Raw genomic sequence first — 25,831 nt, forward strand, 5'->3', positions numbered from 1 at the left:
CTGACGACGAACGGGCGGTTACCGGGACGGCCTCACGGCCGTTGCCCCGGTAACCGCCCGTTCGCGTTGCGGCGGCGGCCGCGTGTGGCGTCCCACACCCTGCCTTTGTCAAGATCGCAACAACTGGGACACTGGGGGTCGTGACTGTTTCCCCCGGCGCTTCGGCGCGGCCCGCCACCACCTCCGCCCAACTCTTCGAGCGGGCCGGCGCGGTCATCCCGGGCGGCGTCAACTCGCCGGTCCGCGCGTTCCAGTCGGTCGGCGGCACCCCGCGCTTCATCACGAAGGCGTCCGGCTGCACCCTCACCGACGTGGACGGCAACGACTACGTCGACCTGATCTGTTCGTGGGGTCCGATGATCCTCGGCCACGCGCACCCGGCCGTGGTCGAGGCCGTCCAGAAGGCCGCCACCACCGGGCTGTCCTTCGGCGCCCCCACGGAGGGCGAGATCGAGCTGGCCGAGCTGATCGTGGACCGGGTCGGGTCCGTCGACCAGGTGCGGCTGGTCAACTCCGGCACCGAGGCCACCATGAGCGCGGTCCGGTTGGCCCGCGGCTTCACCGGCCGCAGCAAGATCGTCAAGTTCTCCGGCTGCTACCACGGTCACGTCGACGCGCTGCTCGCCGACGCCGGCTCTGGCGTCGCCACCCTCGGGCTGCCCACCTCGCCCGGCGTCACCGGCGCGCAGGCCTCGGACACCATCGTGCTGCCCTACAACAACCTCGAGGCCGTCGCCCAGGTGTTCGCCGCGAACCCCGGCCAGATCGCCTGCGTGATCACCGAGGCCGCCGCCGGCAACATGGGCGCCGTCGCGCCGCTGCCCGGTTTCAACGAGGGCCTGCGCCGGTTGTGCACCGCGCACGACGCCCTGCTGATCATGGACGAGGTGATGACCGGGTTCCGGGTCAGCTCCGCCGGTTGGTACGGCCTCGACGGCGTCGCCGGGGACCTCACCACCTTCGGCAAGGTGATGAGCGGCGGCCTGCCCGCCGCCGCGTTCGGCGGTCGCGCCGACGTGATGAACCACCTCGCCCCGGCCGGTCCGGTCTACCAGGCCGGCACCCTGTCCGGGAACCCGGTGGCCGTGGCCGCCGGCCTGGCCAGCCTGCGCGCGGCCGACGACGCCGTGTACGACGCCCTCGAGCGCAACTCTGCGACCCTCGGCCGACTGCTCGGCGAGGCGCTCACCGAGGCCGGGGTCCGGCACCAGGTCCAGTTTGCAGGCACCATGGTGAGCGTGTTCTTCGCCGACCGTCCCGTGACCAACTACGCGGAGGCCAAGGCGAGCGACACCTGGCGCTTCCCGGCCTTCTTCCACGCACTGCTCTCTCGGGGTGTGTACGCGCCGCCGAGTGCCTTCGAGGCGTGGTTCGTCTCGTCGGCCCTCGACGATGCTGCGTTCGACCGGATCGCGGCCGCGCTGCCGGCCGCCGCAAAGGCCGCGGCCGCGGCCACCGCCCCGTAGCTCCGCCCGCCAGACGCCTCACCGGCAGCTGTTCCACGGCCGCCGCCAGCCACCCCGCCACTGAAGATCACGGAGCAACCACGTGACCAGCCCGAACCAGACGCCGTCGAGCGACCATGCCGCGACCCGCACGATCGTGCACGTGCTTCGGCACGGCGAGGTCCACAACCCGAAGGGGATCCTCTACGGCCGCCTCCCCGGGTACCGGCTGTCGGTGACGGGGGAGGCGCAGGCCCGCACCGTCGCGTCGGTGCTGGCGAACCACGACATCACCCACGTGGTGGCGTCGCCGCTGCAGCGCGCCCAGCAGACCGCCACCCCGATCGCGGACAAGCACGGACTGACGCTGGCCACCGACGACAACCTGATCGAGGCGGCCAACGACTTCGAGGGTCTCAAGGTCTCCGTCGGCGACGGCGCGCTGAGCCGGCCCCGGCACTGGTGGAAGCTGCGCGACCCCTTCACCCCGTCCTGGGGCGAGCCCTACCTGCAGATCGCGCACCGCATGCTGGCCGCGGTCAACACCGCGCGCGTCGCCGCCGTCGGGCACGAGGCCGTGTGCGTCAGCCACCAGCTTCCGGTGTGGACGCTGCGCCGGTTCCTGCAGGGTGAGCGGCTCTGGCACGACCCGCGGAACCGGCAGTGCGCGCTGGCCTCGCTGACCTCCTTGGTCTACGAGGGCGACACCCTCGTCGACATCGTCTACTCGGAGCCCGCGGGGGCGTCCGATCCGAGGGTGACCGGGGCATGACTCGCTTTCGCGCCGCGCCGGTCCTGCGTGCTCTCGTGACGCTCGCCGTGCTCGGGTCGGTCGCGGCCTGCGGCACCGGGACCGACGCGGTGGTCCAGGGCGGCACCTTCGACTTCGTCACCCCCGGCGGCAAGACCGAGATCTTCTACGACCCGCCGAGCGAGCGCGGCACCATCGGCAACATCTCCGGTCCGGACCTGATGGTCGACGGCAAGACCACCTCGCTCTCCGACTTCGCCGGCCAGCCCGTCGTGGTCAACCTGTGGGGCCAGTGGTGCGGGCCGTGCCGGGGCGAGGCCGACGACCTCGAGACGGTGTACGAGAACACCAAGGACCTCGGCGTCGCCTTCCTGGGCATCAACGTCAAGGACCCGCAGCAGGACAAGGCGCAGGACTTCGTCACCGACAACAACGTGAGCTACCCCTCCGTGTACGACCCCGCGATGCGCACCCTCACCGCGCTCGGCGGCAAGTTCCCCACCAGCGTCATCCCCTCCACCCTGGTCCTGGACCGGGAGCACCGGGTGGCGGCGGTGTTCCTCAAGGCCCTGCTGGCCGAGGACCTGCAACCGGTGGTCGAAAGGGTCGCGCGAGAGCAGTGAACATGACAGATCTGACCGCTCCCCACCAGGCCGTCCTGGCCGCCGGAATCGGCGAGACCTTCCAGAGCACCGCGGCCTCCGGACCGCTGCTGCTGGCGATGGCCGTCTGCGTGCTCGCCGGCCTGGTGTCCTTCGCCTCGCCGTGCGTGGTGCCGCTGGTGCCCGGCTACCTCTCCTACCTGGCGGGCATCGTCGGCGCCGACGCCCCGGCGGTGACGGCCGCCGAGGCGTCCGCCCGCAGCGAGGGGTCGGTCCGCACCGAGGTCCGGGCCGCGAGGCTCCGCATCGCCGGCGCGGTCGGGCTGTTCGTGCTCGGCTTCACCGTGGTGTTCGTGCTCGCCACCGCCTCGGTGTTCGGGCTGATCTCGACGCTGATGATCAACCGTGAGGTGCTGCAACGGGTCGGTGGTGTGGTCACCATCGCCATGGGCCTGGTGTTCATCGGCCTGGTGCCCGCGCTGCAACGCGACGTCCGTTTCGAGCCGCGGCGGGTCTCCGGCCTGATCGGCGCCCCGATGCTCGGCGCGGTCTTCGGTCTCGGGTGGACGCCGTGCCTGGGCCCGACCCTCGCCGGGGTGCTGTCCGTGGCGGCAGGCACCGAGGGCGCGACCGCGGCCCGTGGCGTGCTGCTGATCGTCGCGTACTGCCTCGGCCTGGGGCTGCCCTTCGTGATCCTGGCGTTCGGTTCGGTGAGCGCGCTGCGCGGGGTGGGCTGGTTGCGGCGCAACGCGCGGGTGATCCAGATCTTCGGCGGCGTGATGCTGGTGGCGGTGGGCCTGGCCCTGGTCACCGGCGCCTGGGACGTCTTTGTCAGTTGGGTACGCGATGCGTTCATCTCGGAGGTGACGTTGCCGATATGACGGTGAACGAGGAGCAGGTTGTGACGGAACAACAGCCGGCGGGCACCCCGCCGCGGCGGCAGTCGGCGTTCGGCCGCGTGGTAGCCCTGGTGCGCAACACCTGGCGTGGGCTGACCTCGATGCGGACGGCGCTGGTGCTGCTGTTCCTGCTGGCCTTCGCGGCCATCCCCGGCGCGCTGCTGCCGCAGCGCAGCCTCAACGCGGGCAAGGTCGACGAGTACATCGCCAACCGCGGCAGCCTGGGCACCCTGATGGACAAGCTCGAGCTGTTCGACGTGTTCGGCAGCTTCTGGTTCACCGCGGTGTACGTGTTGCTGTTCATCTCGCTGGTCGGCTGCATCCTGCCGCGCTGCTGGGAGCACTACCGGGCGCTGCGGACCCAGCCGGTGGCCGCGCCGCGCCGGCTGAACCGGCTGCCGCATCACCTGACCACCGGCACCGACGCCGACCCGGAGGCCGTGGTCGAGCTCGTCGGCGCCCGGCTGCGGGGCTGGCGGAAGGTCACCCGCACCGGCGGCGACCTGCGCGCGGGCCGCCCCGGCGAGATCACCCTCTCCGCGGAGAAGGGCTACCTGCGTGAGGCGGGCAACCTGGTCTTCCACCTGTCGCTGGTGGGCCTGCTGGTGGCCATCGCCGCGGGCAAGCTCTTCAGCTACGAGGGCAACGTCGTGGTGGTCGCCAACGGCGGTCCGGGCTTCTGCACCACCTCGCCGGCGGTGTTCGACGCGTTCCGGGCAGGAAACAACGAGGACGGCACCGGGCTGACCCCGCTGTGCGTCAAGGTCAACGACTTCACGGCCGACTACCTGGAGAACGGCCAGGCCGAGATGTTCACCTCGAACATCGAGTACCAGGCCGGCGACGACATTGCCAGCAACACCTGGCGCTCGCAGCAGCTCCAGGTGAACCACCCGCTGCGGGTCGCGGGCGACCGCGTCTACCTGCAGGGACACGGCTACGCGCCCACGTTCACGGTGACCTTCCCGAACGGGGAGACCCGCACCGAGACGCTGCAGTGGCGTCCCGACGACGCGACGACCTTCCTCTCCAGCGGGGCGCTGCGGATCGACCCGCCGGGTGGCATGTACCCCGACTCCGAGGAACGCCGCAAGAACCAGATCGGCATCGAGGGTCTGTTCGCGCCGACCGCGCTCTTCCACGGGAACCTGCTCTCGTCGAGCTTCCCCGCGATGAACGACCCGGCGGTGGCGATCGACATCTACAAGGGCGACACCGGGCTCGACACCGGCAACCCGCAGTCGATCTTCTCGCTGAGCAAGGAACTGGTGAACCAGGGCCGGATGGTCAAGCAGGACCGGGTGAACCTGCGGCCGGGCGAGAGTTCGACGCTCGCGGACGGCACCGTCGTCCGGTTCGACGGGGCCACGGACTTCGTGAACCTGCAGGTCTCGCACGACCCCGGGCAGCAGTGGGTGCTGGTGTTCGCGCTGTCGATGATGGCGGGTCTGCTCGTCTCACTGGTGGTCAAGCGACGCCGGATCTGGGTGCGTGTCTACCCGGCGCCGGAAGATGCCGACGCAGTGTCGGCTACATTGGGTTCGCAACGACGTACCGTAGTAGAGCTGGGTGGGCTCGCCCGCACCGACCAGGCCGGTTGGGGCGACGAGTTCGACCGGCTCGGTAGCCGTCTGCTCGACGATCTCGAACCCGCACAGACCACATCGCAGAACCGCGCCTGAGGCGCAGGAGACAACCATGCCGATCAACGAGACGATTGCCCACTACAGCGACTGGGCGTTCGAGTCTGCGTTCGCGATCTACGTGCTCGCCTTCGTGCTGCTGATCGCGCAGTACGCCACCACCCGAGCCGACGTGGTCGCCGAACGGGAGGCCCGTGAGCTGATCGCGGCGGGCGGGGCGCCCGCGCCCGTGGACACCACGGTGCCCGGCAAGCTCGTCGAGCAGCCGCGCAAGCCGTGGTCCGAGCGGCTCGGCAACATGGCGCTGTCCATCCTGGTCGTCGGTGTGGCGCTGCACGTGGCCTCGATCGTGCTGCGCGGATTCGCGACCGACCGGTTCCCGCTGGGCAACATGTACGAGTTCGTGACGATGGCCACGGCCGCGGCGATGCTCGTCGGCCTGATCGCGCTGCGCGGGCAGGCCTACCGCTCGATGTGGGTGTACGTGCTGGTCGTGGTCATCCCGCTGATGTTCCTCTCCGCCACCGTGCTCTACGCCGACGCCGCCCCCGTCGTCCCGGCGCTGCGCTCGTTCTGGCTGCCCATCCACGTCACCATCGTGGCCACCGGCAGCGGCATCTTCCTGGTCTCGGGCGTCGCCAGCCTGCTGTTCCTGCTGCGGATCCGGCAGCCGAAGGGCGAGGAGACGGCCGGCATCTGGGGCAAGGTGGCGGCGCAACTGCCCGACGCGCAGACGCTGGACCGGTTGGCCTACAAGACCACGATCATCGCGTTCCCACTCTTCGGTGCCGGCGTCATCCTCGGCGCGATCTGGGCCGAGGCGGCCTGGGGCCGGTTCTGGGGCTGGGACCCCAAGGAGACCGTGTCCTTCATCGCCTGGGTCATCTACGCCGCATACCTGCATGCCCGGGCCACCTCGGGCTGGCGCGACACGCGCGCCGCGTGGATCAATGTCGCCGGCTTCGTGGCGATGTTGTTCAACCTCTTCATCATCAACATGGTCGTCTCTGGCCTGCATTCGTACGCCGGCCTGAACTGATTTGCCGCGCCGTCCCAACGAAGTCGCAGGTTGCAGCGATCCGGTTACCTGGACGGTCACAGAATGGTTGCGGTGAGCACGAGGTGCTTCACGGAACTGTGTTCCAGTTGTGACCACTTCGGTTGGCGGCCTGCGAGCGGACCGGCCGTACATGCACAATGATCGACTCATGCGCACGGTTCGGGCGAAGCTTCGGGTCTGGAACGGTATCGCGCTGGGTGCGGTGCTGCTGCTGAGTGTGGGCGTGGTCTCAGGGGTGCTGGACAGACCCAAGACCGACGCCGAAACGGTCGTCGCGACCTTCGTCGACGCGCTCAACTCCGGCGACGTGGACACCGCCGCGAGTGTCACCTCGTACCCGGCGGCGGCCAAGGCGACCATGTCGCAGATGTTCGACGCGCTCGACCCCGAGCATGTCGAGTACGACGTCAACCAGGTGATCGACCTCGGCGACGGCTCCGGGATGTTCAATGCGGCCGCGTCGTGGGACCTCGGCGACGGGCGGCACTGGGACTACAACGTCAACGGCTGGGTCCGGCAGCTGTCCATCGGCTGGCGGGTGTCGTGGAACCCGCAGACGCTGGCGCCCGGTCTCGGGAACGGACGCATCCTGCGGCTGGACCGGACGGACGCGGCGGCCCCCAGGGTGTTCGACCTCGTCGGCACGCCGCTGATGACCGAGCAGCGGATCAACGCGGTGAACCTGGACCCGGCCACCATCACGGACCCGGTCCGGACCACCGACATGCTCGCGAAGGCGATCGAGCCGGTCGCGCCGCTGATCACCGCGGAGTCGATGCGGCAGGACCTCGCGAAGGCGAACGGCCAGCAGGTCACCGCGGTGAGCCTGCGCGACGCCGACTTCGAGATCCTCGAACCCGACCTGCGGGCGGTCCCGGGCGTGGTGATCGTCCAACGCCCCAAGCTCATCACCGTCGACCGCCGGATCTCGACGCCGTTGACGGACTCGCTCAAGAACGTCTGGCAGGCGAACCGCGACGAGACGGCCGGCTGGGCGGTCAACGCCGTGGACCCGGACGGCACCGTCACCCAGCTGACCGGCTACCAGGGCCCGCCCGGGCCGGACATCCGGGCGTCGCTCGACTCACGCCTGCAGCTGGCGGCGGAGGATGCGGTGGTCAGCGTCGGCACGCCGGCCGCGATCGTGGCGCTGCAGCCCTCGTCGGGGGCCGTGATTGCGGCCGCGCAGAACAACCAGGCCAGCGACCTCGGCCCGATCGCGTTCAACGGACTCTTCCCGTCCGGTTCGGCCATCGACCTGGTCCGCACCGCGGCCAGCGCGCAGAACAGCGACCTCGAGCACACCGCCCGGCAGTTGGGGCTGGGGCTGGACGTGGACATCCCGGGTCTGGACCAGCGGACGGCGGCGTTCCCCGGCGGCGGACCGAAGCTGATGCGTGCGGCCACGGACGGCCGCGCCGACGACGAGGTGCGGGTCAGCCCGCTCGGGATGGCGCTGGTGGCGTCGTCGATCGCCCGCGGGACCCCGACGATTCCGGTCATCTCGTCCGGACGGCCGCCGGTGGCCAACCAAGGTGCGGCGCCGCTGCCCCCGGCGGTGACCGAGCAGCTTCGCACGATCATGCGTGACACCGTGCAGCGTGGCGACGCGTCCCAGCTCAAGGGCTACGGCGACCTGATCGGCGCCACCGGCGCGTCCGGCCAGGACCGGTGGTTCTACGGGACGAAGGGTGACCTGGCGTTCGCTGTCTACGTGCAGGACGCGGACGGCGGCGATCAGGCGGTCAAGATGACCGACCGGATGTTCACCGCGCTGGCAAAGCCGCCCGCGTAGCCAGTAGGTCTTCGGCGCGGCCGCCCGGAGCGGTCGACTGTGCCCGCGTGGCGGCGCTCAGCCCGGCAGGTCGTTGGGGCCGGACTCCGGGGCGTCACCGTTCGTCGGCCGGTTCGGCCGCGACATCCGCCACAGGAACTCGGGATCGTCGTCGGGCCCGACGACTCGACCCGCCGGACGTGTGGTGTCCGGTCCGAATGCCTTCCACAACAGCACCGCGAGCGTCACCAGCCCGATCAGCGCCAACAGGTAGATCACGACGCACCTCCTTGTCTCGAGCGTAGCCGCCCCAAACGCCTCGGCACCATCGGCCGGAGCCGATGGTGCCGAGACACTGTGGTGCGGGTGCGCGGGTGGGGACGTCAGACGGAGACGATCACCGACGAGCCGTGGCCGAAGAGGCCCTGGTTCGCGGTGATGCCCACTCGGGCGCCCTCGACCTGACGGCCCTCGGCCTGGCCGCGCAGCTGCCAGGTGAGCTCGCAGACCTGCGCGAGCGCCTGCGCCGGGACGGCCTCGCCGAAGCAGGCCAGGCCGCCGGACGGGTTGACCGGGATCCGGCCGCCGATGGTGGTCTCGCCCGCACGCAGCAGGTGCTCGGCCTCGCCGCGCTTGCACAGCGCGAGGTCCTCGATCCAGTCCAGTTCGACCGAGGTGGCGAGGTCGTAGACCTCGGCGACGTCGACGTCCTCCGGCGAGATGCCGGCCTCCTCGTAGGCCGCGTGACCGATGGACTCCTTGAACGTGAGTTCCGGAGCGGGCACCGCCGACGCGGAGTCGGTGGAGAAGTTCGGCATGTCCATGATGGTCTGCGGGAACGTCGGCGTGACGGTGGAGATCGCGCTGATCCGTACCGGCTCGGCGATGCCCATCTTGCGGGCGTACTCCATCGAGGTGAGGATGATCGCCGCGCCGCCGTCGGAGGTGGCGCAGATGTCGAGCAGGTGCAGCGGGTTGGACACCACGGGGGAGGCCAGCACGTCCGCGGCCGAGACCTCCTTGCGGTACCGCGCGTTGGGGTTGTTGAGCCCGTGTCGCGCGTTCTTGACCTTGACCGCGGCGAAGTCCTCGGACGTCGCGCCGTACAGGTCGATTCGGCGCCGCGCGTTGAGCGCGAAGTACGCCGGGTTGGTCATGCCCATGAGGCGGAACCGCAGCCAGTCCGGGTCGTCCCAGCGCTCGCCGGCGACCGGGGCCAGGAAGCCCTTCGGGGTGGTGTCGGCACCGACGACCAGGGCGACCTCGCTCAGGCCCGCGAGGATCCGCGCGCGGGCGGTGTCCAGGGCCTGGGCGCCGGTGGCGCACGCCGCGTACGAGGTGGCGACGCGGGCGCCGTTCCAGCCCAGTGCCTGGGCGAAGGTGGCGCCTGCGACGTATCCGCCGTAGCCGTTGCGGACGGTCTCACCGCCGACGATGAAGTCGACGTCCTGCCAGTTCACACCGGAGTCGGTGAGGGCGGCCCGGGCCGCGGCGACGCCGTACTTGACGAACGACTGGCCCCACTTGCCCCAGGGGTGCATCCCCACGCCGAGGATGGCGACGTCGTTGCTCATGCCTGCTCCTCGTTGTTCGTTGCGGTGGCGCTGTTCGTTGCGGCGGCGACGGGCTTCCATCGCCAGATGGTGCGCTCGCCGGTCTCGTCGGTGTACAGGGTCTCGACGACCAGGTCGACGGGGTCCCCGACCTTCAGGTCGTCGACGCCGTAGCCCTCGGCCACCTGCCCGAGCACCACGAGGCCCTCGGGCAGCTCGACCGCGGCCAGCGCGAACGGCACGTACGGGTCGGTGACCGGGATGTACGGGGCCGGCGGCTGGTACTGGGCGTCCGTGTAGGACCACACGGTGCCGCGGCGGGAGAGTTCGGTGTCGACGAACTCCTCGCCGGAGCAGGCCGGGTTCTTGCAGAAGGTGGTCTCCCGCGGGAAGGAGATGGTGCCGCAGGACCGGCACTCGGTACCGATCAGGGCCGGCGCCGGCCCGGTGGTGAACCAGCCCTGCACCGCTGGCGTCGCGATGTCGCTCATGCAATCCTCATCTGCTGGTCGGGCCAGTTCGCCGTGGCCGACTCACGCGTGACGACGTGACCGGAAACGGCACCGTGCCCGGAAATGAAACGTGTTGCAGTATTACACGAGGTCGCATCGGGTTGCCGAAGATTTCCCACTGACCGGACTCGTCGGGCGGGTTCCGTGGCAGCGGGTCTCGGAGACGTTGGTCTCGGAGATGTCTGTCTCAGAGATGTCGGGGGGTGGCCTCGGTGGTGAGTGACTCGAGCAGGGCCAGCACCTCGGACTCGCGGAAGCGTCGGTGGCCGCCGGGGGTGCGCAGCGAGCCGAGTCGGCCCGCATGCGCCCAGCGCGTCACCGTCTTCGGATCCACATGGAACATCGCCGCCACCTGGCCGGGGGTCAGCAGTGAGTCGTTGGCTTGCTGGAATGCGGGGATGCTCATCGAGATCCTTACGGGTCGTGCCGGTGGGTTCAGCGTCATGGTGGCATCGGGACCCCCGGGTACTCGAACCGCCTAATTCGAGTAAAGCGGAGGTAATGGACATAACGGACAGGTCCGGCAACCGGGACGTGCGCGACTGCGCCGCCTGAACGGGGGTCGGTAGCCTGGGAGGGTGACTGACGCATCCCAGAACCCCGCCCCCTCCGCCAAGGGCAAGCTCGCCCGTGACCTGGCTCTCTACACCGTCGCGCGGCTGGGTCTGGTCATCCTGGTCGCGGCGCTCATCGTGGGCGTGAGCAAGCTGGTCGGCGTGGAGGTCCCGCTGCTCGTCGCGGCCATCTTCTCCGTGATCATCGCGCTGCCGCTGTCGCTGGTGCTGTTCGCGAAGCTGCGTACCCGGGTCAACGTGCAGATCGCCGCGGTGGACGAGCAACGCCGTCGCGACCGCGACGACCTGCGGTCCAAGCTGCGTGGCGACGACGGCACCAAGTGAGCGACACGACGGTCGACCACAGTGCCGCGCGGGACTGGGTGGACAACGCGGTCCGGCTGATCGATGCGGACACCCAGCGCAGCGCGGACACCCACCTGCTGCGCTACCCGCTGCCGTCGGAATGGAACGTCGCGCTCTACCTCAAGGACGAGTCAACTCACATCACCGGCAGCCTCAAGCACCGGCTGGCGCGCTCGCTGTTCCTGTACTCGATCTGCAACGGCTGGGTCACCGAGGACACCACGGTGATCGAGGCGTCGTCGGGGTCGACGGCGGTCAGCGAGGCCTACTTCGCCAAGCTGCTCGGCCTGGACTTCGTCGCGGTGATGCCGCGCAGCACGAGTCCGGCGAAGATCGCGCTGATCGAGGCGCAGGGCGGCAGCTGCCACTTCATCGACACCCCGTCGGAGATCTACGCGGAGGCCGGCCGTCTCGCGGCCGAGTGCAACGGGCACTACATGGACCAGTTCACGCACGCCGAGCGGGCCACCGACTGGCGCGGGAACAACAACATCGCCGAGTCGATCTTCCAGCAGATGACGCTCGAGCAGCATCCGGTCCCGGAGTGGGTGGTGGTCGGTGCCGGCACCGGCGGCACCAGCGCGACCATCGGCCGGTACGTCAGGTACCGCAGGCACGCGACGCGGCTGCTGGTGGTGGACCCGGAGAACTCGGCGTTCATCGGCGGCTACCGGACCGCCAGCGCCGACTTCGAGACCGGGATGCCGTCCCGGATCGAGGGGATCGGCCGTCCGCGCGTCGAGCCGTCGTTCGTGGGCCAGGTGGTGGACCGGATGGTGACGGTGCCCGACGCCGGTTCGATTGCCGCCGCGCGGCACGCCAGCCGGGCGCTGGGCCGCCGGGTCGGCGGTTCCACCGGGACCAACCTGTGGGGCGCGTTCGGGGTGATCGCGCAGATGCTCGCGGACGGACGCAGCGGCAGCGTGGTGACGCTGCTGTGCGACGGCGGCGAGCGGTACGCGGACACCTACTTCGACGACGAGTGGGTGCGCGGTGAGGGCCTGGACCTGACCGGCCCGACGGCGGTCCTCGACACCTTCGTGGCCACCGGGCGCTGGCAGGCCTGACCCGGCCCGTGGCCCGCCCGGTCCCGACCTGCCCGGCCGTGGTCCGACAACCCGACGACCGTCGCCCGGGTCGAAACCCGGGCGACGGCAGCAGGCGGGTGCGGACCCGCGGTCAGCGGGCGGGCACCTGGACCTCGGCGTCGCCGTCCGCGAACTGGGTGCGGTAGAGCTCCTCGTACCGGCCGCGGGCCGCGAGCAGTTCGGTGTGGCTGCCCCGCTCGACCACCCGGCCGTCCTCGACGACCAGGATGAGGTCGGCGGCCCGGATCGTGGAGAGACGGTGCGCGATCACCACCGAGGTCCGCCCGGCCAGCGCCTCGGCGAGGGCGGCTTGCACGGCCGCCTCCGAGGTGGAGTCCAGGTGTGCGGTGGCCTCGTCGAGGATCACCACCCGCGGGTGGGCGAGCAGCAGTCGCGCGATGGTCAGGCGCTGGCGTTCGCCGCCGGAGAGCCGGTAGCCGCGCTCGCCGACGACGGTGGACAGCCCCTCCGGCAAGGACTCGACGAGATCGGTCAGGCGGGCCCGGCCGAGCACCTCCCACAGCTCCTCGTCGGTGGCCCCGGGCTTGGCCAGCACGAGGTTCGCCCGCACCGACTCGTGGAAGAGGTGGCCGTCCTGGGTGACCATCCCCACCGACTGGCGGATCGACGCCGCGGACAGGTCCCGTACGTCCACCCCGGACAGCCGGACGGCGCCGGAGTCGGTGTCGTAGAGGCGTGGCAACAGCTGCGCGATCGTCGACTTGCCTGCCCCGGAGGAGCCGACCAGCGCCACCATCTGCCCGGGCTCGACGCGGAACGAGACGTCGTGCAGCACCTGCACCCCGCCCCGGGTGTCCAGCCCGGCGACCTCCTCGAGGGATGCCAGCGACACCTTGTCCGCCGACGGATAGGCGAAGTCGACGCCGTCGAACTCGACGGCGACCGGGCCGTCGGGCAGCGGCCTCGGGTGCTCGGGCTCGGCGATCAGCGGCGGCAGGTCCAGCACCTCGAAGACCCGCTCGAAGCTGACCAGCGCGCTCATCACGTCGACGCGGGCGCTGGCCAGCGACGTCAGGGGCGCATACAGCCGGGTCAGCAGCAGCGCCAGCGAGACCACCGAACCGGCATCCAGCGTGCCCGCCAGCGCGAACCAGCCGCCCAGGCCGTACACCAGGGCCAGCGCGAGCGCGGAGACCAGCGTCAGGGCCGTCACGAACGCGGACTGCGTCATCGCGGTGCGGACGCCGATGTCGCGGACCCGCCGGGCCCGCAGCTCGAACTGGGCGGACTCGTCGGCAGGCCGGCCGAAGAGCTTGACCAGCGTGGCGCCCGGTGCGGAGAAGCGCTCGGTCATCTGGGTGCTCATCGAGGCGTTCAGGTTGGCGGCCTCACGCTGCATCCCCGCCATCCGCCGGCCGATCCGCCGCGCGGGCAGCACGAACACCGGCAGCAGCAGCAGTGAGAGCAGGGTGATCTGCCAGGAGATTCCGAGCATCACCACCAGCGTCAGGGTCAGCGTCACCAGGTTCGCGACCACTCCGGAGAGGGTGTTGCTGAAGGCCCGCTGGGCGCCGATGACGTCGTTGTTGAGCCGGCTGACCAGCGCGCCGGTGCGGGTGCGGGTGAAGAACGCGACCGGCATCTTCTGGACGTGGTCGAAGACGGCCGTCCGCAGGTCCAGGATCAGGCCCTCGCCGATGCTCGACGAGAGGAACCGGTTGTAGAGCCCCAGCGCGGCCTCGACGATCGCGATCACCGCGATCAGCAGCGCGAGCCGCACCACGACGCCGGTGTCGGAGCCGGAGACGATGGCGTCGACGACGCGGCCGGCCAGCACCGGGGTGGCGACCGCCAGCGCCGCGGTCGCGACGCTGATCACGAGGAACAGCACCAGCCGACGTCGGTGCGGCTGCGCGAATCCGAGGATCCGGCGCAGCGTCGCGCGGGAGAAGGGACGTTTTTCGTCCTGTGCGGTCATCATCTGGTGCATCGAGGACCAGGCAACCGATTCCATGCTCATGGGGGGTGGACCTCTCGGTGTTCGTTGTTGACCGGTGCAACGCTACGAGGGGGGTGTGACATCCCGTTCCACGCCTCGCCTGCCCGACGGTAGGACCTCAAGTGCACTTCAGGTCAAATCCGCCGCGAACTCGACCCCGCTCAGCCCGGCGACGAAGGCCCGGATGTCGCCGGCCGTCAGCTCCGGCTCCTCGAAGTCGGGCCGGCGGGTGTGCTCGAGCCGGCGCCGTAGGTCGTCGAGCACGTCCAGGGGCGCGACGATGGTGAAGGGGTCGTTCCATGGGTCCTCCGTCGGGGACGATTCGTGGTCTCCGACGGACCCTGGGAGCGATCGCGGACAGTCACGGTCCGCAATCGGATGTGCTGCGTCGGGTCAGGGGCAGTGGGCCGGCGCGTCCTGCGAGAAGGGTTCGCCGTCGGGCAGCGCGTAGGTCACCAGCAGCACGACGGGCGTGGTGCCGAGGTTGCGCCCGACGTGGTCACCGGTGGGTTCCTCGGTGACCCAGGACCCCGCGGGCGACGCCTGCTGCGAGCAGTCGGCGAACACCCGGGTGAGCGTCCCCTCGGCGACCAGTCCCTGGACGTGGCCGCGGTGGTGGTGCCATCCGGTACTGCCGCCGGGCGCGATCACGATCCGCCGCAGCGTCGTCGACACCTGTTCGGGCACCGCGGGGTGGCCGGCCGGCGGCCCGGGCAGCCAGGACCCGGGGATCTCGAACTGGGTGAGGGTCTCGGCGGTGACCCCCTGCGACGGCGTCGCGTGTGCGGGGGCGACGGCGCCGAGTAGGGCCGAGGCGAGGGCGGCGGGGGCGGCGAGCTTGGCAAACGTGGTCATGGCAGGCATGTCCGGGTCCGTTCGGTCCGGAGATCCTCGGGGCGCCGCGGGTCGCGGACCCTGGGCGAGGCGCTCTCCCCCTCGATGGTGACGCAGAGGCGGGCGCTCGCGCCGTCGAATGCCCCAGAACGTCCTGCACGAAGTGGAGCGGCACGCCGCGGAGCCGACTCGGCGTTCCTGGCTCGACCGCGTCCCCTTCGGCTGATCGACCGAACGTCGGACCGCGCGGGTGGCGCTCACTAGGATCGCGGCATGCGCACCCGTCGAGTTCTCACCCTGTCCGTCACGGCCGCCGTCGTCGCCCTGGTCGCCGCCGGGCGGACCTCCGGCCGCGCGGGCGGAGGCCCCGCGATCTCCGCGGACCCGTCACGCATCGACTCCGCCCGGGAGGCGGTGGCCCGCGCCTACATCGACGCGCTGATCTCCCACGACTCGAGCGCCGTCCGGTTCGCCCCCCGCGCCACCCGCGTCGAGGCGGGCCTCAAGACCGGGTTCTCCGGCTCGCAGATGACGTGGGACCTCGCGCACGGCCCGCAGTACCGGGTCATCCAGGGCATCCGGGACCTCGAGATGTCCGAGTCCGGGGACGTGGTGTCGACCCGCTACCTGCTCGACGCGGGGATCGCGGGCGCCCGGCTGATGACCGTCGAGATCGTCGAGACCTTCGAGGTCCGGGACGGCTCGATCCACGCGATCGTCGCGCGCATCACCCCGAAGTCTCTCGGCAACTCGGGCTCGTAGGACGGGCCCGGGGCGCCGTCAGCCCTTGCTGACCAGCTGCGCGACGAGCGCGGTACCGACGGCGACGGCGCCGACGGACGGCCAGGCGCCGATCTTCTTCGCCAGTGGGTGGGACGCGCTGAACGCCCCGACGTAGGTGCCCAGCAGAGCCGCCCCGCGGGCCGCGCCGGAGGTCCGCACCCAGTTGGTGGTGCACACGGCGCCGACGACGGCGAGGACCGCGCCGCCGAGCTGCCGGTTCTCGGTCTGCCGGGCCACGGCGTAACCGCCGACGAGTCCCGCCGCGGCAAGCGCGGAGGTGGCGGTCTTGGGCAGGGTGGCGTCGAACACGGACATCGGCTGGGCTCCTCGGGGTCGGTCGGGTGGGCTGGACACCACCGTAGCCGCGGTCCCACCCGACCCCGATCTGTCAACCTCTCTTGACGTCCCCATGTTGTCAATTTAAATTGACAACATGACCGAGGCAACGTCACTCGCGGCGGCGGCAGGCAGTCCCGACCCGAAGGTCGGGCTCCGGGCCGTCCTTGCCCTTCGCCGACTGCTCGAACGGCTCGAGGCCATCCAGGTCCAGAACGCCCGCGACCAGGGCTGGTCCTGGCAGGCCATCGCGGAGTCGCTCGAGGTCAGCAGGCAGGCGGTCCACCAGAAGCACAACCGGAGAGGGCGGTAGTCCCATGTTCGAACGGTTCACGACGCAGGCCCGCGAGGCCGTGATCGACGCGCAGGCAGAGGCCAAGGCGTTGAAGGCGCCCCGGATCGAGGTCGTGCACCTCCTGCTCGGCGTGCTGGTCGGCGCCGCGGGCACTCCGCTCGGGGCGGTCCTCTCCGACGCCGGACTCACGATCGCGGACACCCGCGCGGAGGTCGCGCGCCGACGCGGCGGGCAGGCCCTCGGTGAGGAGGACGCGGCGGCGCTGCGGTCGATCGGCATCGACCTCGACGCGGTGCGGGAGAGCCTCGACGCCACCTTCGGCGAGGACGCGCTCGACCGCGCGGAGTCGGCGGAGACCACGGAGCGGCGCGGCTGGTTCGGGCTGAAGGGGAGCGGGCACATCCCGTTCACCCCGGGTGCGAAGAAGGCGATCGAGCTGTCACTGCGAGAGGCGTTGGCCCGCAAGGACGGTCACATCGGCGCCGAGCACCTGCTGCTGGGCGTCGTCCGTGGGGGCGACGACGACGCGGCCGCGGTGATCGCCCGACACCTGACACCCGCCGAGCTGCGGGGCCGGGTACTCGCGCTGCTCGACCGCGCGGCCTAGGTAGCGGGCCCGCCCGGTCAGAAGGTGCCCGCGGCCTCGACGCCGGCGAGGAACTCCAGGGACGGCGGCATCTGGGCGCCGGCTTTCTTGGTGACGGTGGCGATCTTCGGGTTGTCGTCGAAGAAGTTCTGGAAGGCCTCGACGGAGTCCCATTCGTCGATCGCGACGAGTTCGCCGATGCCCTCCGCGAACCGGTGGTGCCGGGCGCCGCTCTTCTTGGCCTCGGTACCGATTTCTTCGAGCAGTGCCGCGTTGTCGGCGAGGGTCTTCTTGGCCGCCGACATGTCCGCAACGAGGAATCGCACGATGACGAGTGTGCTCATGATGGGCTCCTTGCCCTCGGTGATCACACGCCCGGACTCCCGTGCGCTCGAACTCCGGTGCCGGACGACCCTCCCAGTATTACGCGCCCGCGCCGGTCGGTACCACCTGGGCAATCCCGGCCCGCCTACCCCGTGCCGCCGACCGCGCGCCGCATGGTGACCCGCGGCCAGGCGTCGAGACCGTGCGCGCGCTCGTGCTCGCGGATCGACCGCAACCCGGCCGGCAACGTCTCCGCCGCCATCGCCCGGAACCCGAGTCGGTCGTAGTACGGCGCATTCCAGGGGACGTCGACGAAGGTGGTCAGGGTCAGCCACGCCAGCCCGTGCCCGGCCGCCCAGCGGTCCACCTCGTCGATCAGGGCCGAGCCGATCCGGTGCCCGGCCGCCGCAGGGTGCACCGTGACCTGCTCGAGGTGGGCACCGCCGTCGACCTCCAGGGCCAGCGCGTAGCCGACGGGTCGGTCCGCGGCGTCGACCGCGACCCAGGCCCGGCCGTCGACCTGGTACGCCGCCAGTTCCTCGACGGTCGGGGGTGCGTCGTCGGCCACGGCGTCCATGCCGAGCGCGCGGAAGGCCTCACCGGCCGCCACCTCGATTTCGGGCAGCAGGGCGAGGTCACTGTCGGTTGCCGGACGGATCAGCATGTGTGGCGCCACCTCTCGGCTGCTCGTCCTGCTGTCGTCGGTCGGCAGGCGCAGTAGCCGACTCGAGTATGGCAGCGCCGGTCGACTAGGACATGCCTCCCAATCCCCGTTTCGGCGCCACCGGCGCTCAATCGCCGCCCCGCGGCGTTGTCGTCGGCGCCGATACAACCCCGGTATCGGCTTCTCCTCCGCCTTGCCGGACGACGATTGTTTCGCCGGGTGCATCCGAGTGGGATTAGGAGACACGTCCTAGCTCACAGCCACGAGTTCCGGTGTGGCGATGGCATTCCCCGCGGCGTCTTCCCTCAGTGCCGGCCGCCTGCGCAGGCGAATGTCGACCCGTTGACCTACCGGGGTTGCCATGGCCAGGTGGGAGGGCAGGTCGATCCGAACCGGGTGCTCGCCGACGCCGGTTCGGACGGTGACGCGGGTGGTCGACCCCATGAACAGATGCCCCACCACCTCTCCCGCTCCGGAGGCGCTGGGTTCGCAGCTCAATGCCTCCGGCCGGACGAACAACTTGTCAGGCGACTGCGACCGCCGCGGCTGCCACACGCTCGGAATCGGTGCGCCGCGAGGAATCTCCAGAACATTGGTGGTCCCCACGAAGGTGGCGACGAACTCGGTGGCGGGATCGTTGTACAGAGTTGTGGGGTTCGCGATCTGCTCGATCCGGCCGGCGCGCATCACGGCCACTCGGTCGGCCATCGCCAGTGCCTCCTCCTGGTCGTGGGTCACGAACAGCACAGTCACCCCCAGCCGTAGCTGGATCTGTCGGATTTCCTCGCGAAGCGAAGCGCGCACCTGGGCGTCCAGGGCCGAGAGAGGCTCGTCCAGCAGCAGGATTCCCGGGCTCGTGGCCAGTGCCCGCGCCAGTGCCACCCGCTGCTGCTGTCCGCCGGAGAGCTGGGCTGGGTACCGGTCGTCGAAGCCGCGCATGCCGATGACGTCGAGCAACTCGCGTACCCGCGCGGTTCTCTCGGCACGCGGTGCCTTCCGCAGCGCGAGCCCGTACGCGATGTTCTGTGCGACGGTCAGGTGTGGGAACAGGCTGTAGGACTGGAACACCATCCCGACGCCGCGGCGGTGTGCGGGCACGTCGGTCATCGGCGCGCCGGCGATCTTCACGATTCCGGTGGTCGGCGTCTCGAACCCGCCGAGGATGCGCAGCGCGGTGGTCTTCCCGCATCCCGACGGGCCGAGCAGTGCGACGAACTCGCCCGGCTCGATCCGCAGGTCGAGGCTGTCGAGGACGGTGTTGTCTCCGAATTTCTTGGTGACGCCGACGTATTCGACCTCGGCGCCGGCCCCGTGGTGTGGGCTGAAGTGGTTTCTCACGGCTGTACCTTCCTGGCCTTGGTGGCACGGGTGGCGCTGAGCATGACGACGATCATCAGGGCCCAGCTGAGCAGGGTGACGAGCAGCGACAGCGAGATGGAGCTGCGGAAGTTGTTGCCGGCCAGCGTCAGTAGCTCGACGGACAGTGTGTGGTAGCCCAGGGTGGCGGAGACGGTGTACTCCGCCATCCCGGCGGACAGCCCGAAGAACAGGCAGAACCACAGCGCCGGAACGATGTTCGGCAGCAGGACGGTGACCATGGCGGTCCGGGTCGGGGCGCCGAGGCTGCGTGCGCCCTCCATCAGGGTGCGCAGCGGGACGGCGGTCAACGCGGCGTCGAGGACCCGATAGGTGAAGGGCAGCAGCATCACGATGTAGGTGCCGACCAGAACGATCGGGAAGCTCGGGTGCTGGAGGAACTGGCTGACGGCGGCCGGGGCTGACCCGCGTCCGAAGCTCGAGCCGTACTTGAGCGTTGCGGTGATTCCGGCAACCAGGGCGATCCCCGGGATCACCAGCGGCAGCGTGCAGATCACCTCGACGAGGGTGCGAAACCGCTGTGCCCGCAGGTGGACGTAGACCATCGTCGGCACCAGCAGCCCGACCAGGCCCGCGACCGAGACCAGTGCCAGCCCGACGGAGAACACCAGAGCCGTCATCACCCCGTTCGAGGAGAACGCGTCGAGGTACGCGGCGAACGTCCAGCCCCGGTTCGGCAACCACACGCTGTACTGCAGCGAGGCGATCATCGGTACCGCGAAGTAGAGCGCGACGACGGCGATCAGTCCCCACGCCGCCGCCCGCGGTACCCGCACGATCCGCGGTAACCGCACGATCCGCGGTAACCGAGGCAGCCGTGGCCGACGGGAGGCCGTGGCGTCCGGCACCGGCCGGGGGACCGGGGATACCACACCGGCGTCGAGGAGGCTCGGGGCCGGCCGCTCGTCTACGACAGCCATGCCCGGCTCCTTCGTTGCAGCGGCAGGTACGCCAGCAGCGTCACCGCCGCGATGAGCACCAGGTTCACGCTCATGGCCATCGCCACGTTCTCGAGGCCCGCGGCGTTGCCGCCGGACAGGGCGCCGGCGATCTTGAGGGTGATCAGCGAGAAGCCCGCGCCCCCGACCAGGGCCGCGGCCGAGACGTGGGTGGCCAGCGAGGCGCCGAAGAGCAGCACGAAGCCACTGGTCACCGCCGGCAGCACGATCGGGACGCCCACGGTGCGCCAGAACTGCCGCGGCGTCGCGCCCAGGGCGGCGGCCGCGTCCTTCCACTCCTGGCGCAGCGCGGCCATGGTCGGGTAGCTGACCATGACCATGGTCGGGATCAGGAAGTACTGGTACATCAGCACCAGTCCGGCCGCGCTGTACAGGCTGAAGGAGGTCTCGTCCAGGCTGAACAGACTGGTGAGCACGCCGGTGCTGCCCAGCACGACGATGAACGAGAATGCCAGGCTGACCCCACCGGAGTTGGCGAGCACGCTCGAGAGCACCGTGGTGACCTTCTGCAGGCGTTCGGAGCCGGTGTACACGATCGCCTGGGTGAGCAGGACACCGAGGACGGTGGCGATGGTAGCGGCAACCAGGCTGACACCGAGGCTGGTGAGCATTGCGTCACCCGCCGAGCCGGTGAAGCTGGCCCGGAAGTTGTCCAGCGAGAACACCTTCGACCGCGGGTTGTCGGGGTCGGTGATCAGGAAGGCCGAGACGACAAGGCCGATGAGGGGCAGCCCCAGGAAGACGGCGGTGAAGGCGAGGAAGGGGATCAGGCCCGAGATCCCCTGCAGAGCGGCCGGCAGCCGGCCCACCCGAGGCTGCGGACTCATCTGTTGACCGTCTCGTCCCAGTTGGCGTTCAGGGTCTTCTTGGCGGCCTCCCGCTGGGCTGCGGAGGCCAGCGTCGCGGCACCGGTGACCGGCGGCAGCGCCGCCTCGGCGGTCGGGTCCAGGGTGCCCGACGCCCGCATCTCCTCCATCCGGGCCGGACGGGTCTTGCCGGCGAGGAAGATGTTCTGGCCCTCGTCGCTGAAGATGTACTCCATCCAGAGCCGCGCGGCAGCCGGGTTCGGGGCGTCGGCGTTGATCGAGGCCGCGTAGTACTCCGACCACAGGGCATCGGTGGGTACGTGTACCTCGAACGGGATGCCGGCGGCCTTCAGCTCTTCCGCGGAGGCGATGTTCGTGTAGTCCCATGCCACCACGATCGGGGTCTCGCCGCGCTCGATGGTGCCGGTGTTCGGCGTCACCGGGGCCTGGTTGCCGTTGCGCACGAGCGAGCCGATGAACTCGATGCCGGGGGTGATGTCGTCGAGGGAACCGCCGTTGGCCAGCGACATTGCCCAGACTGCGTTGAACTGCATGTTCCCGGTCTGGGGGTCCTCCAGTGCGGCCACCTGGCCCCGGTATTGCGGATCGGCGAGTGCGGCGAAGGACGTCGGGCAGGTACGCACCCGGGAGGCGTCGCAGCCGATGCTCATGTAGCCGCCGTACTGGCTCGTCCACTGCCGGTCCTGCTGGTGCATGGCGGCCGGCAGACGAGCTGCGCCGACGGGGGTGTAGGAGGCCAGCAGGCCCTTGGCCGCGGCGGCGTCGGCGAACGGGATGCCGGTGTCGAGGTAGTCCAGCGAGCGGTCCTGGCCGATGCGCTGTTCGATCGCGTTGACCTGGTCCTGGCTGGTGCCCTGCGAGGTGTCGTTGACGACCTCGATGCCGTACTTCGCCGAGAACGCGTCGAGCAGTTCGCCGTAGTTGGCCCAGGTCGGGTACAGCCCCATCACATTCAACTTGCCCTCGGCCTGGGCAGCCTCGACCAGGGCGTCCATGCCGCCACCGGCCGCCGCGGACTCGGCGGTGCGCCATCCGTCCGAGGACGTGTCACCGGTGGCGGAACAACCGGTCAGGGACAGGGTCACGGCCGCGGCGAGCGCGACGAGGACCGATCTCGAATTGGGACGCTTCATAGTGCTTTCTCTCGTCTGTGAAGGTTGTGGGCGTGGTGTTCAGCGGGCCGCGGCAGGTGTGAGCGCGGCCTCGAGCACGTGCTCTGCGAGCCCGAACGCGGTGGTCATGCCGGTGCCGTTGGTGACGCTGACGTAGCGGACCCGAGGAGTGGGCTCGGCGATCAGGAAGTCGACCTGCGTCGACGAGGCGTACTCGCCGGTCCAACGTCGGCGCACGGTCAGGTCCGCGCCCAGCAGCTGCCGGAACTCGCGCAGCAGCACGTCGTCGATGGCCTCGTCGCGGAACGGGTCGTGGGTGTGTCCGTAGACGTGGGTGTCGCCGACGACGAGCCGGCCGTTGGGGCGTTGTGACATCTTGAGGTTCACCAGGAGTTCGAACAGGTCGGGTGTTGTTCGTTCGATCCGGGACCGGACCTCCTGTGCCGCAGCGCATCCGCTCAGTCCCTTGTAGCGCAGCACGGACAGCCCGGTGAGCAGCACAGGGTCGAAGTGCGAGCCGGTCGGGCAGTCGAGTTCGAGCATGTGCAGGGAGCAGCGCTGCAGGTCGATCTCTTCGGCCGTGCTCGGGCTGAGCATGTCGGTGTCGTGTCCGACGGCAACCACGATCTCGGTGGCCCGGATCTCGCCCCTGCTGGTGTGCACCACCCCCTCGTCGAGGCCGGTGACGTTGGTCCGGAAGCGGAACTCGACGCCTTCCTCGGACAGGTAGCGGGCCAGCGCGGGGATGGCCTCGGGGGAGCTGACCCGGACGTCCTCGGTGAACAGGGCGCCGCCCCGCAATGCCGGGTCCTTGATCGAGGCATGCCGTGAAACCGCGTCGCGGTCCAGCAGCGCGACCTCCCCGTCACGCTGGGATGCGAACTCCCGCAACAGTTCCACCTCGTCGTCTGCCCGGGCCACCACCAGCGTGCCCAGCTCGCCGACCCAGAACCCCGCGCGGGCACCGAAGTTCAGCCAGTGCCTGCGCCCGGCCTTCGCGTACGCGAGGCCCTCCCCGCTCTGCGCGGTGATGCCAACATGCCCGAAATTCCGGACTGACGCGCCCACCGGACGGTCGTGACGCTCGACGACCACGACGCGGAGCCCCCGGTCCAGGGCGAGGGCCGCATGGGCGAGGCCGACGATGCCCGACCCGACCACCGCCAGGTCGAACTGATCTTGTGACATTGATCGAGACATGACGATTCCCGTGTTCGGTGCTGACGCCGGCGTCAGACGCCGAGGAGCTCGGGCAGGTCCTGCACGTCGCAGACGTCCGTGTGGGGGAAGGTCTGCAGCAACTCGACGGACTGCGCACCGGTGCTGACGGCGACCACGAAGCGCGCGCCTGCCTTCGTGCCGGAGACCAGGTCCAGCTCGGTGTCACCGGCCGAGAGCACCTGCTGCGGGTCCTCGATGCCGAAGACCTTCATCGCGTGCAGGACCAGGTCCGGCGCGGGCCTGCCCGCGGCGACGTCGTCGGCCGTCACCACGAGGTCCACGGTGTGCTCCGGGCCCTCGCCGACCGTCCAGCCGATGTTGTCGAGGATCAGTGCCGCGATCGAGCGGCTGAAGCCGGTGGTCAGCGCGACCCGAATGCCGTTGGCGCGAAGGCGGGCCAACGCGTCCTCGACACCCGGCAGTGCCTTCGGCGGATGGGCGACGTACGCCGACACCAGTTCGACCCGGAAGTCCTGGTACATCTGTTCCACGGTCGCCGTCGAGGAGTCCATGCCGAACTCGTCGAGGAAGGCCCGGATGGCGTCGCGCTTGTTCGCGCCCATCGCCGACCGCAACTGCTCCTCACTGAGGGTCGTGCGGGTCACGGCCTCGACGGTCTTCTTCAGCGATGCGTACACGGCACCGCCCTCGTCGATGGTGGTGCCGGCCATGTCGAGTGCTACGAGCGAGAGCAAGGGGTACTCCTCAGTCAATGGAAAAGCCGCACAACGGACTTTTCGGGTACCCGGAAAAATTAGCCGACAGAGGTGGACCGAATGTGGTGCCGTGGTTGAGGATTGCTGTCCGCCAGGTGAATAGGGAGCGAAATGGCGGACAGGACTTACTGATTGAGGTAGTCGAGGATCAGTGGCGTCAGTTCGGCCGGCTCGACACGGTCCGGCCACTCGACATCGGGACGCCCGAACCGGTGGGTGACGACGAATGATGCTCGCTCCTCGTCACTTGCGCCGCCGTGCCCCCCGGAGTCGAGGTGGCCGTGATCGGTGGTGACGACCAAGAGCCAGTCCTCGTCCCGGGATTCGGCCCGGGCCGCGATGCATTCCGTCAGGGTCCGCAGGTGCGAGTCCACGAGCGCAAGGGCGACGCCGTACTCGTCGGACCGGGCGCCGTGCAGGTGCCCGGCATCGTCGGCCGAGCAGAAGTAGACGAAGTTGACGTCCGGCCCCTCGTTGACGAGCATCCACCGAGCCTGGGCCATGATCTGGCCGTCGGCCTCCGGGTACCCGTTGGTCTCGCCGTCGCGCACCACCACGCGATGCAGGCCGGCGACCGCCTGCTCGCGCCGCTCGTGGACGACCGGCCCGAGCCCGCCGGCGGCGACGAGCGGCGGCCAGCTCGCGGCCGCGAATGTGGTCGTCGTCTGATCGGCGTAGAAGGCCCGACTCAGCAGGTCGGGGTGGGCGGCCAGGCGCTTGCCGACGAAGCTGTTGTCGAGCACCCCGTGTTCCGGGTAAGAGGCACCCGTCAGGATCGTGGACCAGCTCGGGCCCGACAGGGTGGGCGGCTCGACGGTCATCTCGTGCCGACGACCCGCGTCGGCAAGCTCCGCGAGCCACGGCATGCCGCGCTCCGTGAGCGCGATGTCCGCGCGCACTCCGTCGACACCGAACAGACACACCTTGCGACGCACCGGTACCACCACTCATCTCAGAAGGGCTCCGGGACGCTGGTCGTCCCGAAACGTGATCAATCGCCCGAATAGGCTCAAACGAGGCTCACACTTCCGGTTGTCCGATTCCGCGCAGAGTGGTGGCGAGACGGTGAACATCGGTAGGACAACAGCTCGGTGGCGACTGTGATTTGGGACGGGCGGTGACTCTGCACACCGGGGATACGTCGACGGCGGATTAGCATCCTGGTCATGAGCTTTCTGATACGTCTGGTGATCAACGCTGTCGCGATCTGGCTGGCCGCGCAGTGGGTGAGCGGCATCGACATCGCCACCCCGTCGGGTGACTACTCGGGGCTGTGGGTGGTGCTGTTCATCGCGCTGGTGTTCACCGTCGTCAACGCCTTCGTCAAGCCGTTGGTGCAGTTGCTGTCGCTGCCGCTGCTGATCCTCACCCTCGGCCTGTTCACGCTGGTGATCAACGCGCTGATGCTGTTGCTGACCTCGTGGATCACCGAATCCACCGACTGGGGCATCTCCGTCGAGGGCTTCTGGACGGCGGTGTGGGGTGCCCTGATCATCTCCGTCGTGAACTTCGTGCTCACCGCGGTGTTCCCGTCCGCGAAACGCTGACCGGCCCGGCGACGACACACCAGTAGGAAAGGTCGCCAACCGC

Annotated in this window: 30 protein-coding genes; 13 read left to right on the forward strand and 17 right to left on the reverse strand. The window is 70.0% G+C overall.

The features are described 5' to 3' along the window. Window positions 1–140: 140 nt before the first annotated feature. The 7 genes from hemL to RT2_RS00980 all read left to right on the forward strand — a co-directional run bounded on the left by hemL (window position 141) and on the right by RT2_RS00980 (window position 8,195). Window positions 141–1,466: a glutamate-1-semialdehyde 2,1-aminomutase gene (hemL, locus tag RT2_RS00950; RefSeq protein WP_072842639.1), complete on the forward strand. Its 1,326-nt coding sequence runs from the start codon at window positions 141–143 to the stop codon at window positions 1,464–1,466. A gap of 82 nt (window positions 1,467–1,548) precedes the next feature. Further along, the gene (locus RT2_RS00955) at window positions 1,549–2,217 is read left to right on the forward strand and encodes a histidine phosphatase family protein (protein WP_072842640.1); all 669 of its coding nucleotides are present in this window, start codon (window positions 1,549–1,551) and stop codon (window positions 2,215–2,217) included. Continuing rightward, complete coding sequence (locus RT2_RS00960) at window positions 2,214–2,819, forward strand: TlpA disulfide reductase family protein (RefSeq protein ID WP_072842641.1); 606 nt, start codon at window positions 2,214–2,216, stop codon at window positions 2,817–2,819. Before RT2_RS00955 ends, RT2_RS00960 begins: the two co-directional genes overlap by 4 nt. Before the next feature lie 2 nt (window positions 2,820–2,821). Next, window positions 2,822–3,679 (forward strand): cytochrome c biogenesis CcdA family protein, encoded by an 858-nt coding sequence (locus RT2_RS00965; RefSeq protein ID WP_072842642.1) that lies wholly within the window; start codon window positions 2,822–2,824, stop codon window positions 3,677–3,679. 20 nt (window positions 3,680–3,699) lie between these two features. Continuing rightward, entirely contained in the window at window positions 3,700–5,379 is a 1,680-nt protein-coding gene (gene resB, locus RT2_RS00970; RefSeq protein ID WP_371851127.1) for a cytochrome c biogenesis protein ResB, read from the forward strand. Between the two features lie 16 nt (window positions 5,380–5,395). Continuing rightward, a complete protein-coding gene (gene ccsB, locus RT2_RS00975; protein ID WP_072842644.1) occupies window positions 5,396–6,379 on the forward strand; it encodes a c-type cytochrome biogenesis protein CcsB in 984 nt (327 codons plus the stop codon). A 169-nt stretch (window positions 6,380–6,548) separates the two neighbouring features. Next, window positions 6,549–8,195 (forward strand): NTF2-like N-terminal transpeptidase domain-containing protein, encoded by a 1,647-nt coding sequence (locus RT2_RS00980; RefSeq protein ID WP_072842645.1) that lies wholly within the window; start codon window positions 6,549–6,551, stop codon window positions 8,193–8,195. Window positions 8,196–8,252: 57 nt separating this feature from the next. Here the strand turns inward: RT2_RS00980 and RT2_RS00985 are convergent, their stop codons facing one another. The 4 genes from RT2_RS00985 to RT2_RS01000 form a co-directional block, all read right to left on the reverse strand. Further along, window positions 8,253–8,453 (reverse strand): hypothetical protein, encoded by a 201-nt coding sequence (locus tag RT2_RS00985; protein WP_072842646.1) that lies wholly within the window; start codon window positions 8,451–8,453, stop codon window positions 8,253–8,255. Window positions 8,454–8,557: 104 nt separating this feature from the next. Continuing rightward, a complete protein-coding gene (locus RT2_RS00990; protein ID WP_072842647.1) occupies window positions 8,558–9,748 on the reverse strand; it encodes a lipid-transfer protein in 1,191 nt (396 codons plus the stop codon). Next, window positions 9,745–10,218: a Zn-ribbon domain-containing OB-fold protein gene (locus tag RT2_RS00995; protein WP_072842648.1), complete on the reverse strand. Its 474-nt coding sequence runs from the start codon at window positions 10,216–10,218 to the stop codon at window positions 9,745–9,747. Before RT2_RS00995 ends, RT2_RS00990 begins: the two co-directional genes overlap by 4 nt. Window positions 10,219–10,426: 208 nt before the next feature. Further along, window positions 10,427–10,645, reverse strand: coding sequence for a BldC family transcriptional regulator (locus RT2_RS01000; RefSeq protein ID WP_072842649.1), 219 nt, complete (start codon window positions 10,643–10,645; stop codon window positions 10,427–10,429). 172 nt (window positions 10,646–10,817) lie between these two features. Here RT2_RS01000 and RT2_RS01005 point away from each other — a divergent pair, with 172 nt between their 5' ends. After that, window positions 10,818–11,138, forward strand: a complete 321-nt coding sequence (locus tag RT2_RS01005) for a DUF4229 domain-containing protein (RefSeq protein WP_072842650.1) — start codon at window positions 10,818–10,820, stop codon at window positions 11,136–11,138. Next, on the forward strand, window positions 11,135–12,226 hold the full coding sequence (gene cds1 / locus RT2_RS01010) for an L-cysteine desulfhydrase Cds1 (protein WP_072842651.1): 1,092 nt from the start codon (window positions 11,135–11,137) through the stop codon (window positions 12,224–12,226). Before RT2_RS01005 ends, cds1 begins: the two co-directional genes overlap by 4 nt. A gap of 112 nt (window positions 12,227–12,338) precedes the next feature. On the opposite strand, the gene RT2_RS01015 is transcribed toward cds1, so the two are convergent. The 3 genes from RT2_RS01015 to RT2_RS01020 form a co-directional block, all read right to left on the reverse strand. After that, window positions 12,339–14,228, reverse strand: coding sequence for an ABC transporter ATP-binding protein (locus RT2_RS01015; protein WP_072842652.1), 1,890 nt, complete (start codon window positions 14,226–14,228; stop codon window positions 12,339–12,341). Window positions 14,229–14,336: 108 nt separating this feature from the next. Beyond that, window positions 14,337–14,471, reverse strand: a complete 135-nt coding sequence (locus tag RT2_RS26250; protein ID WP_255312487.1) for a hypothetical protein — start codon at window positions 14,469–14,471, stop codon at window positions 14,337–14,339. Between the two features lie 129 nt (window positions 14,472–14,600). Then, window positions 14,601–15,071 carry a cupin domain-containing protein gene (locus tag RT2_RS01020; protein ID WP_083576988.1) on the reverse strand — a complete coding sequence of 157 codons (471 nt, stop codon included), beginning with the start codon at window positions 15,069–15,071 and terminating at the stop codon, window positions 14,601–14,603. Between the two features lie 243 nt (window positions 15,072–15,314). Here RT2_RS01020 and RT2_RS01025 point away from each other — a divergent pair, with 243 nt between their 5' ends. Further along, a complete protein-coding gene (locus tag RT2_RS01025) occupies window positions 15,315–15,803 on the forward strand; it encodes a DUF8021 domain-containing protein (protein WP_072842654.1) in 489 nt (162 codons plus the stop codon). An 18-nt stretch (window positions 15,804–15,821) separates the two neighbouring features. On the opposite strand, the gene RT2_RS01030 is transcribed toward RT2_RS01025, so the two are convergent. Further along, window positions 15,822–16,139: a hypothetical protein gene (locus tag RT2_RS01030; protein ID WP_072842655.1), complete on the reverse strand. Its 318-nt coding sequence runs from the start codon at window positions 16,137–16,139 to the stop codon at window positions 15,822–15,824. A 118-nt stretch (window positions 16,140–16,257) separates the two neighbouring features. Between RT2_RS01030 and RT2_RS01035 the strand changes: the two genes are divergently transcribed. Further along, window positions 16,258–16,473 (forward strand): helix-turn-helix domain-containing protein, encoded by a 216-nt coding sequence (locus tag RT2_RS01035; protein WP_072842656.1) that lies wholly within the window; start codon window positions 16,258–16,260, stop codon window positions 16,471–16,473. Window positions 16,474–16,477: 4 nt separating this feature from the next. Continuing rightward, window positions 16,478–17,062, forward strand: coding sequence for a Clp protease N-terminal domain-containing protein (locus RT2_RS01040; protein ID WP_072842657.1), 585 nt, complete (start codon window positions 16,478–16,480; stop codon window positions 17,060–17,062). A 17-nt stretch (window positions 17,063–17,079) separates the two neighbouring features. Here the strand turns inward: RT2_RS01040 and RT2_RS01045 are convergent, their stop codons facing one another. From RT2_RS01045 to RT2_RS01085, 9 genes are all read right to left on the reverse strand, one after another. Next, the gene (locus RT2_RS01045) at window positions 17,080–17,385 is read right to left on the reverse strand and encodes a hypothetical protein (RefSeq protein ID WP_139191196.1); all 306 of its coding nucleotides are present in this window, start codon (window positions 17,383–17,385) and stop codon (window positions 17,080–17,082) included. Between the two features lie 125 nt (window positions 17,386–17,510). Further along, the gene (locus RT2_RS01050) at window positions 17,511–18,029 is read right to left on the reverse strand and encodes a GNAT family N-acetyltransferase (RefSeq protein WP_072842659.1); all 519 of its coding nucleotides are present in this window, start codon (window positions 18,027–18,029) and stop codon (window positions 17,511–17,513) included. A 249-nt stretch (window positions 18,030–18,278) separates the two neighbouring features. Beyond that, window positions 18,279–19,367: an ABC transporter ATP-binding protein gene (locus tag RT2_RS01055; protein WP_072842660.1), complete on the reverse strand. Its 1,089-nt coding sequence runs from the start codon at window positions 19,365–19,367 to the stop codon at window positions 18,279–18,281. Further along, window positions 19,364–20,326, reverse strand: a complete 963-nt coding sequence (locus RT2_RS01060; protein ID WP_139191197.1) for an ABC transporter permease — start codon at window positions 20,324–20,326, stop codon at window positions 19,364–19,366. The genes RT2_RS01055 and RT2_RS01060 overlap by 4 nt, the downstream gene beginning before the upstream one ends. Beyond that, window positions 20,314–21,192: an ABC transporter permease gene (locus RT2_RS01065; RefSeq protein WP_072842662.1), complete on the reverse strand. Its 879-nt coding sequence runs from the start codon at window positions 21,190–21,192 to the stop codon at window positions 20,314–20,316. The genes RT2_RS01060 and RT2_RS01065 overlap by 13 nt, the downstream gene beginning before the upstream one ends. Beyond that, window positions 21,189–22,325 (reverse strand): ABC transporter substrate-binding protein, encoded by a 1,137-nt coding sequence (locus tag RT2_RS01070; RefSeq protein WP_072842663.1) that lies wholly within the window; start codon window positions 22,323–22,325, stop codon window positions 21,189–21,191. The genes RT2_RS01065 and RT2_RS01070 overlap by 4 nt, the downstream gene beginning before the upstream one ends. A gap of 39 nt (window positions 22,326–22,364) precedes the next feature. Next, on the reverse strand, window positions 22,365–23,492 hold the full coding sequence (locus RT2_RS01075) for a TIGR03364 family FAD-dependent oxidoreductase (protein WP_072842664.1): 1,128 nt from the start codon (window positions 23,490–23,492) through the stop codon (window positions 22,365–22,367). A gap of 44 nt (window positions 23,493–23,536) precedes the next feature. Next, on the reverse strand, window positions 23,537–24,220 hold the full coding sequence (locus RT2_RS01080) for a phosphonatase-like hydrolase (RefSeq protein WP_083576990.1): 684 nt from the start codon (window positions 24,218–24,220) through the stop codon (window positions 23,537–23,539). Between the two features lie 146 nt (window positions 24,221–24,366). Next, the gene (locus RT2_RS01085) at window positions 24,367–25,176 is read right to left on the reverse strand and encodes an alkaline phosphatase family protein (RefSeq protein WP_072842828.1); all 810 of its coding nucleotides are present in this window, start codon (window positions 25,174–25,176) and stop codon (window positions 24,367–24,369) included. Window positions 25,177–25,407: 231 nt separating this feature from the next. Between RT2_RS01085 and RT2_RS01090 the strand changes: the two genes are divergently transcribed. Beyond that, window positions 25,408–25,788 (forward strand): phage holin family protein, encoded by a 381-nt coding sequence (locus RT2_RS01090; RefSeq protein ID WP_072842666.1) that lies wholly within the window; start codon window positions 25,408–25,410, stop codon window positions 25,786–25,788. Window positions 25,789–25,831 lie beyond the last annotated feature (43 nt).

Origin of the sequence: Rhodococcus tukisamuensis NBRC 100609, from assembly GCF_001894985.1 — a bacterium.
Taxonomy (GTDB): Bacteria; Actinomycetota; Actinomycetes; order Mycobacteriales; family Mycobacteriaceae; genus Rhodococcus_G; species Rhodococcus_G tukisamuensis.

Coding starts and splice junctions, on each gene's coding strand:
- RT2_RS00960 (WP_072842641.1), top strand. CDS start 2,214: ATGACTCGCTTTCGCGCCGCGCCGGTCCTGCGTGCTCTCGTGACGCTC.
- RT2_RS00965 (WP_072842642.1), top strand. CDS start 2,822: ATGACAGATCTGACCGCTCCCCACCAGGCCGTCCTGGCCGCCGGAATC.
- ccsB (WP_072842644.1), top strand. CDS start 5,396: ATGCCGATCAACGAGACGATTGCCCACTACAGCGACTGGGCGTTCGAG.
- RT2_RS00980 (WP_072842645.1), top strand. CDS start 6,549: ATGCGCACGGTTCGGGCGAAGCTTCGGGTCTGGAACGGTATCGCGCTG.
- RT2_RS00990 (WP_072842647.1), bottom strand. CDS start 9,748: ATGAGCAACGACGTCGCCATCCTCGGCGTGGGGATGCACCCCTGGGGC.
- RT2_RS00995 (WP_072842648.1), bottom strand. CDS start 10,218: ATGAGCGACATCGCGACGCCAGCGGTGCAGGGCTGGTTCACCACCGGG.
- RT2_RS01000 (WP_072842649.1), bottom strand. CDS start 10,645: ATGAGCATCCCCGCATTCCAGCAAGCCAACGACTCACTGCTGACCCCC.
- RT2_RS01015 (WP_072842652.1), bottom strand. CDS start 14,228: ATGAGCATGGAATCGGTTGCCTGGTCCTCGATGCACCAGATGATGACC.
- RT2_RS01020 (WP_083576988.1), bottom strand. CDS start 15,071: ATGCCTGCCATGACCACGTTTGCCAAGCTCGCCGCCCCCGCCGCCCTC.
- RT2_RS01025 (WP_072842654.1), top strand. CDS start 15,315: ATGCGCACCCGTCGAGTTCTCACCCTGTCCGTCACGGCCGCCGTCGTC.
- RT2_RS01030 (WP_072842655.1), bottom strand. CDS start 16,139: ATGTCCGTGTTCGACGCCACCCTGCCCAAGACCGCCACCTCCGCGCTT.
- RT2_RS01035 (WP_072842656.1), top strand. CDS start 16,258: ATGACCGAGGCAACGTCACTCGCGGCGGCGGCAGGCAGTCCCGACCCG.
- RT2_RS01040 (WP_072842657.1), top strand. CDS start 16,478: ATGTTCGAACGGTTCACGACGCAGGCCCGCGAGGCCGTGATCGACGCG.
- RT2_RS01045 (WP_139191196.1), bottom strand. CDS start 17,385: ATGAGCACACTCGTCATCGTGCGATTCCTCGTTGCGGACATGTCGGCG.
- RT2_RS01050 (WP_072842659.1), bottom strand. CDS start 18,029: ATGCTGATCCGTCCGGCAACCGACAGTGACCTCGCCCTGCTGCCCGAA.
- RT2_RS01060 (WP_139191197.1), bottom strand. CDS start 20,326: ATGGCTGTCGTAGACGAGCGGCCGGCCCCGAGCCTCCTCGACGCCGGT.
- RT2_RS01065 (WP_072842662.1), bottom strand. CDS start 21,192: ATGAGTCCGCAGCCTCGGGTGGGCCGGCTGCCGGCCGCTCTGCAGGGG.
- RT2_RS01070 (WP_072842663.1), bottom strand. CDS start 22,325: ATGAAGCGTCCCAATTCGAGATCGGTCCTCGTCGCGCTCGCCGCGGCC.
- RT2_RS01075 (WP_072842664.1), bottom strand. CDS start 23,492: ATGTCACAAGATCAGTTCGACCTGGCGGTGGTCGGGTCGGGCATCGTC.
- RT2_RS01090 (WP_072842666.1), top strand. CDS start 25,408: ATGAGCTTTCTGATACGTCTGGTGATCAACGCTGTCGCGATCTGGCTG.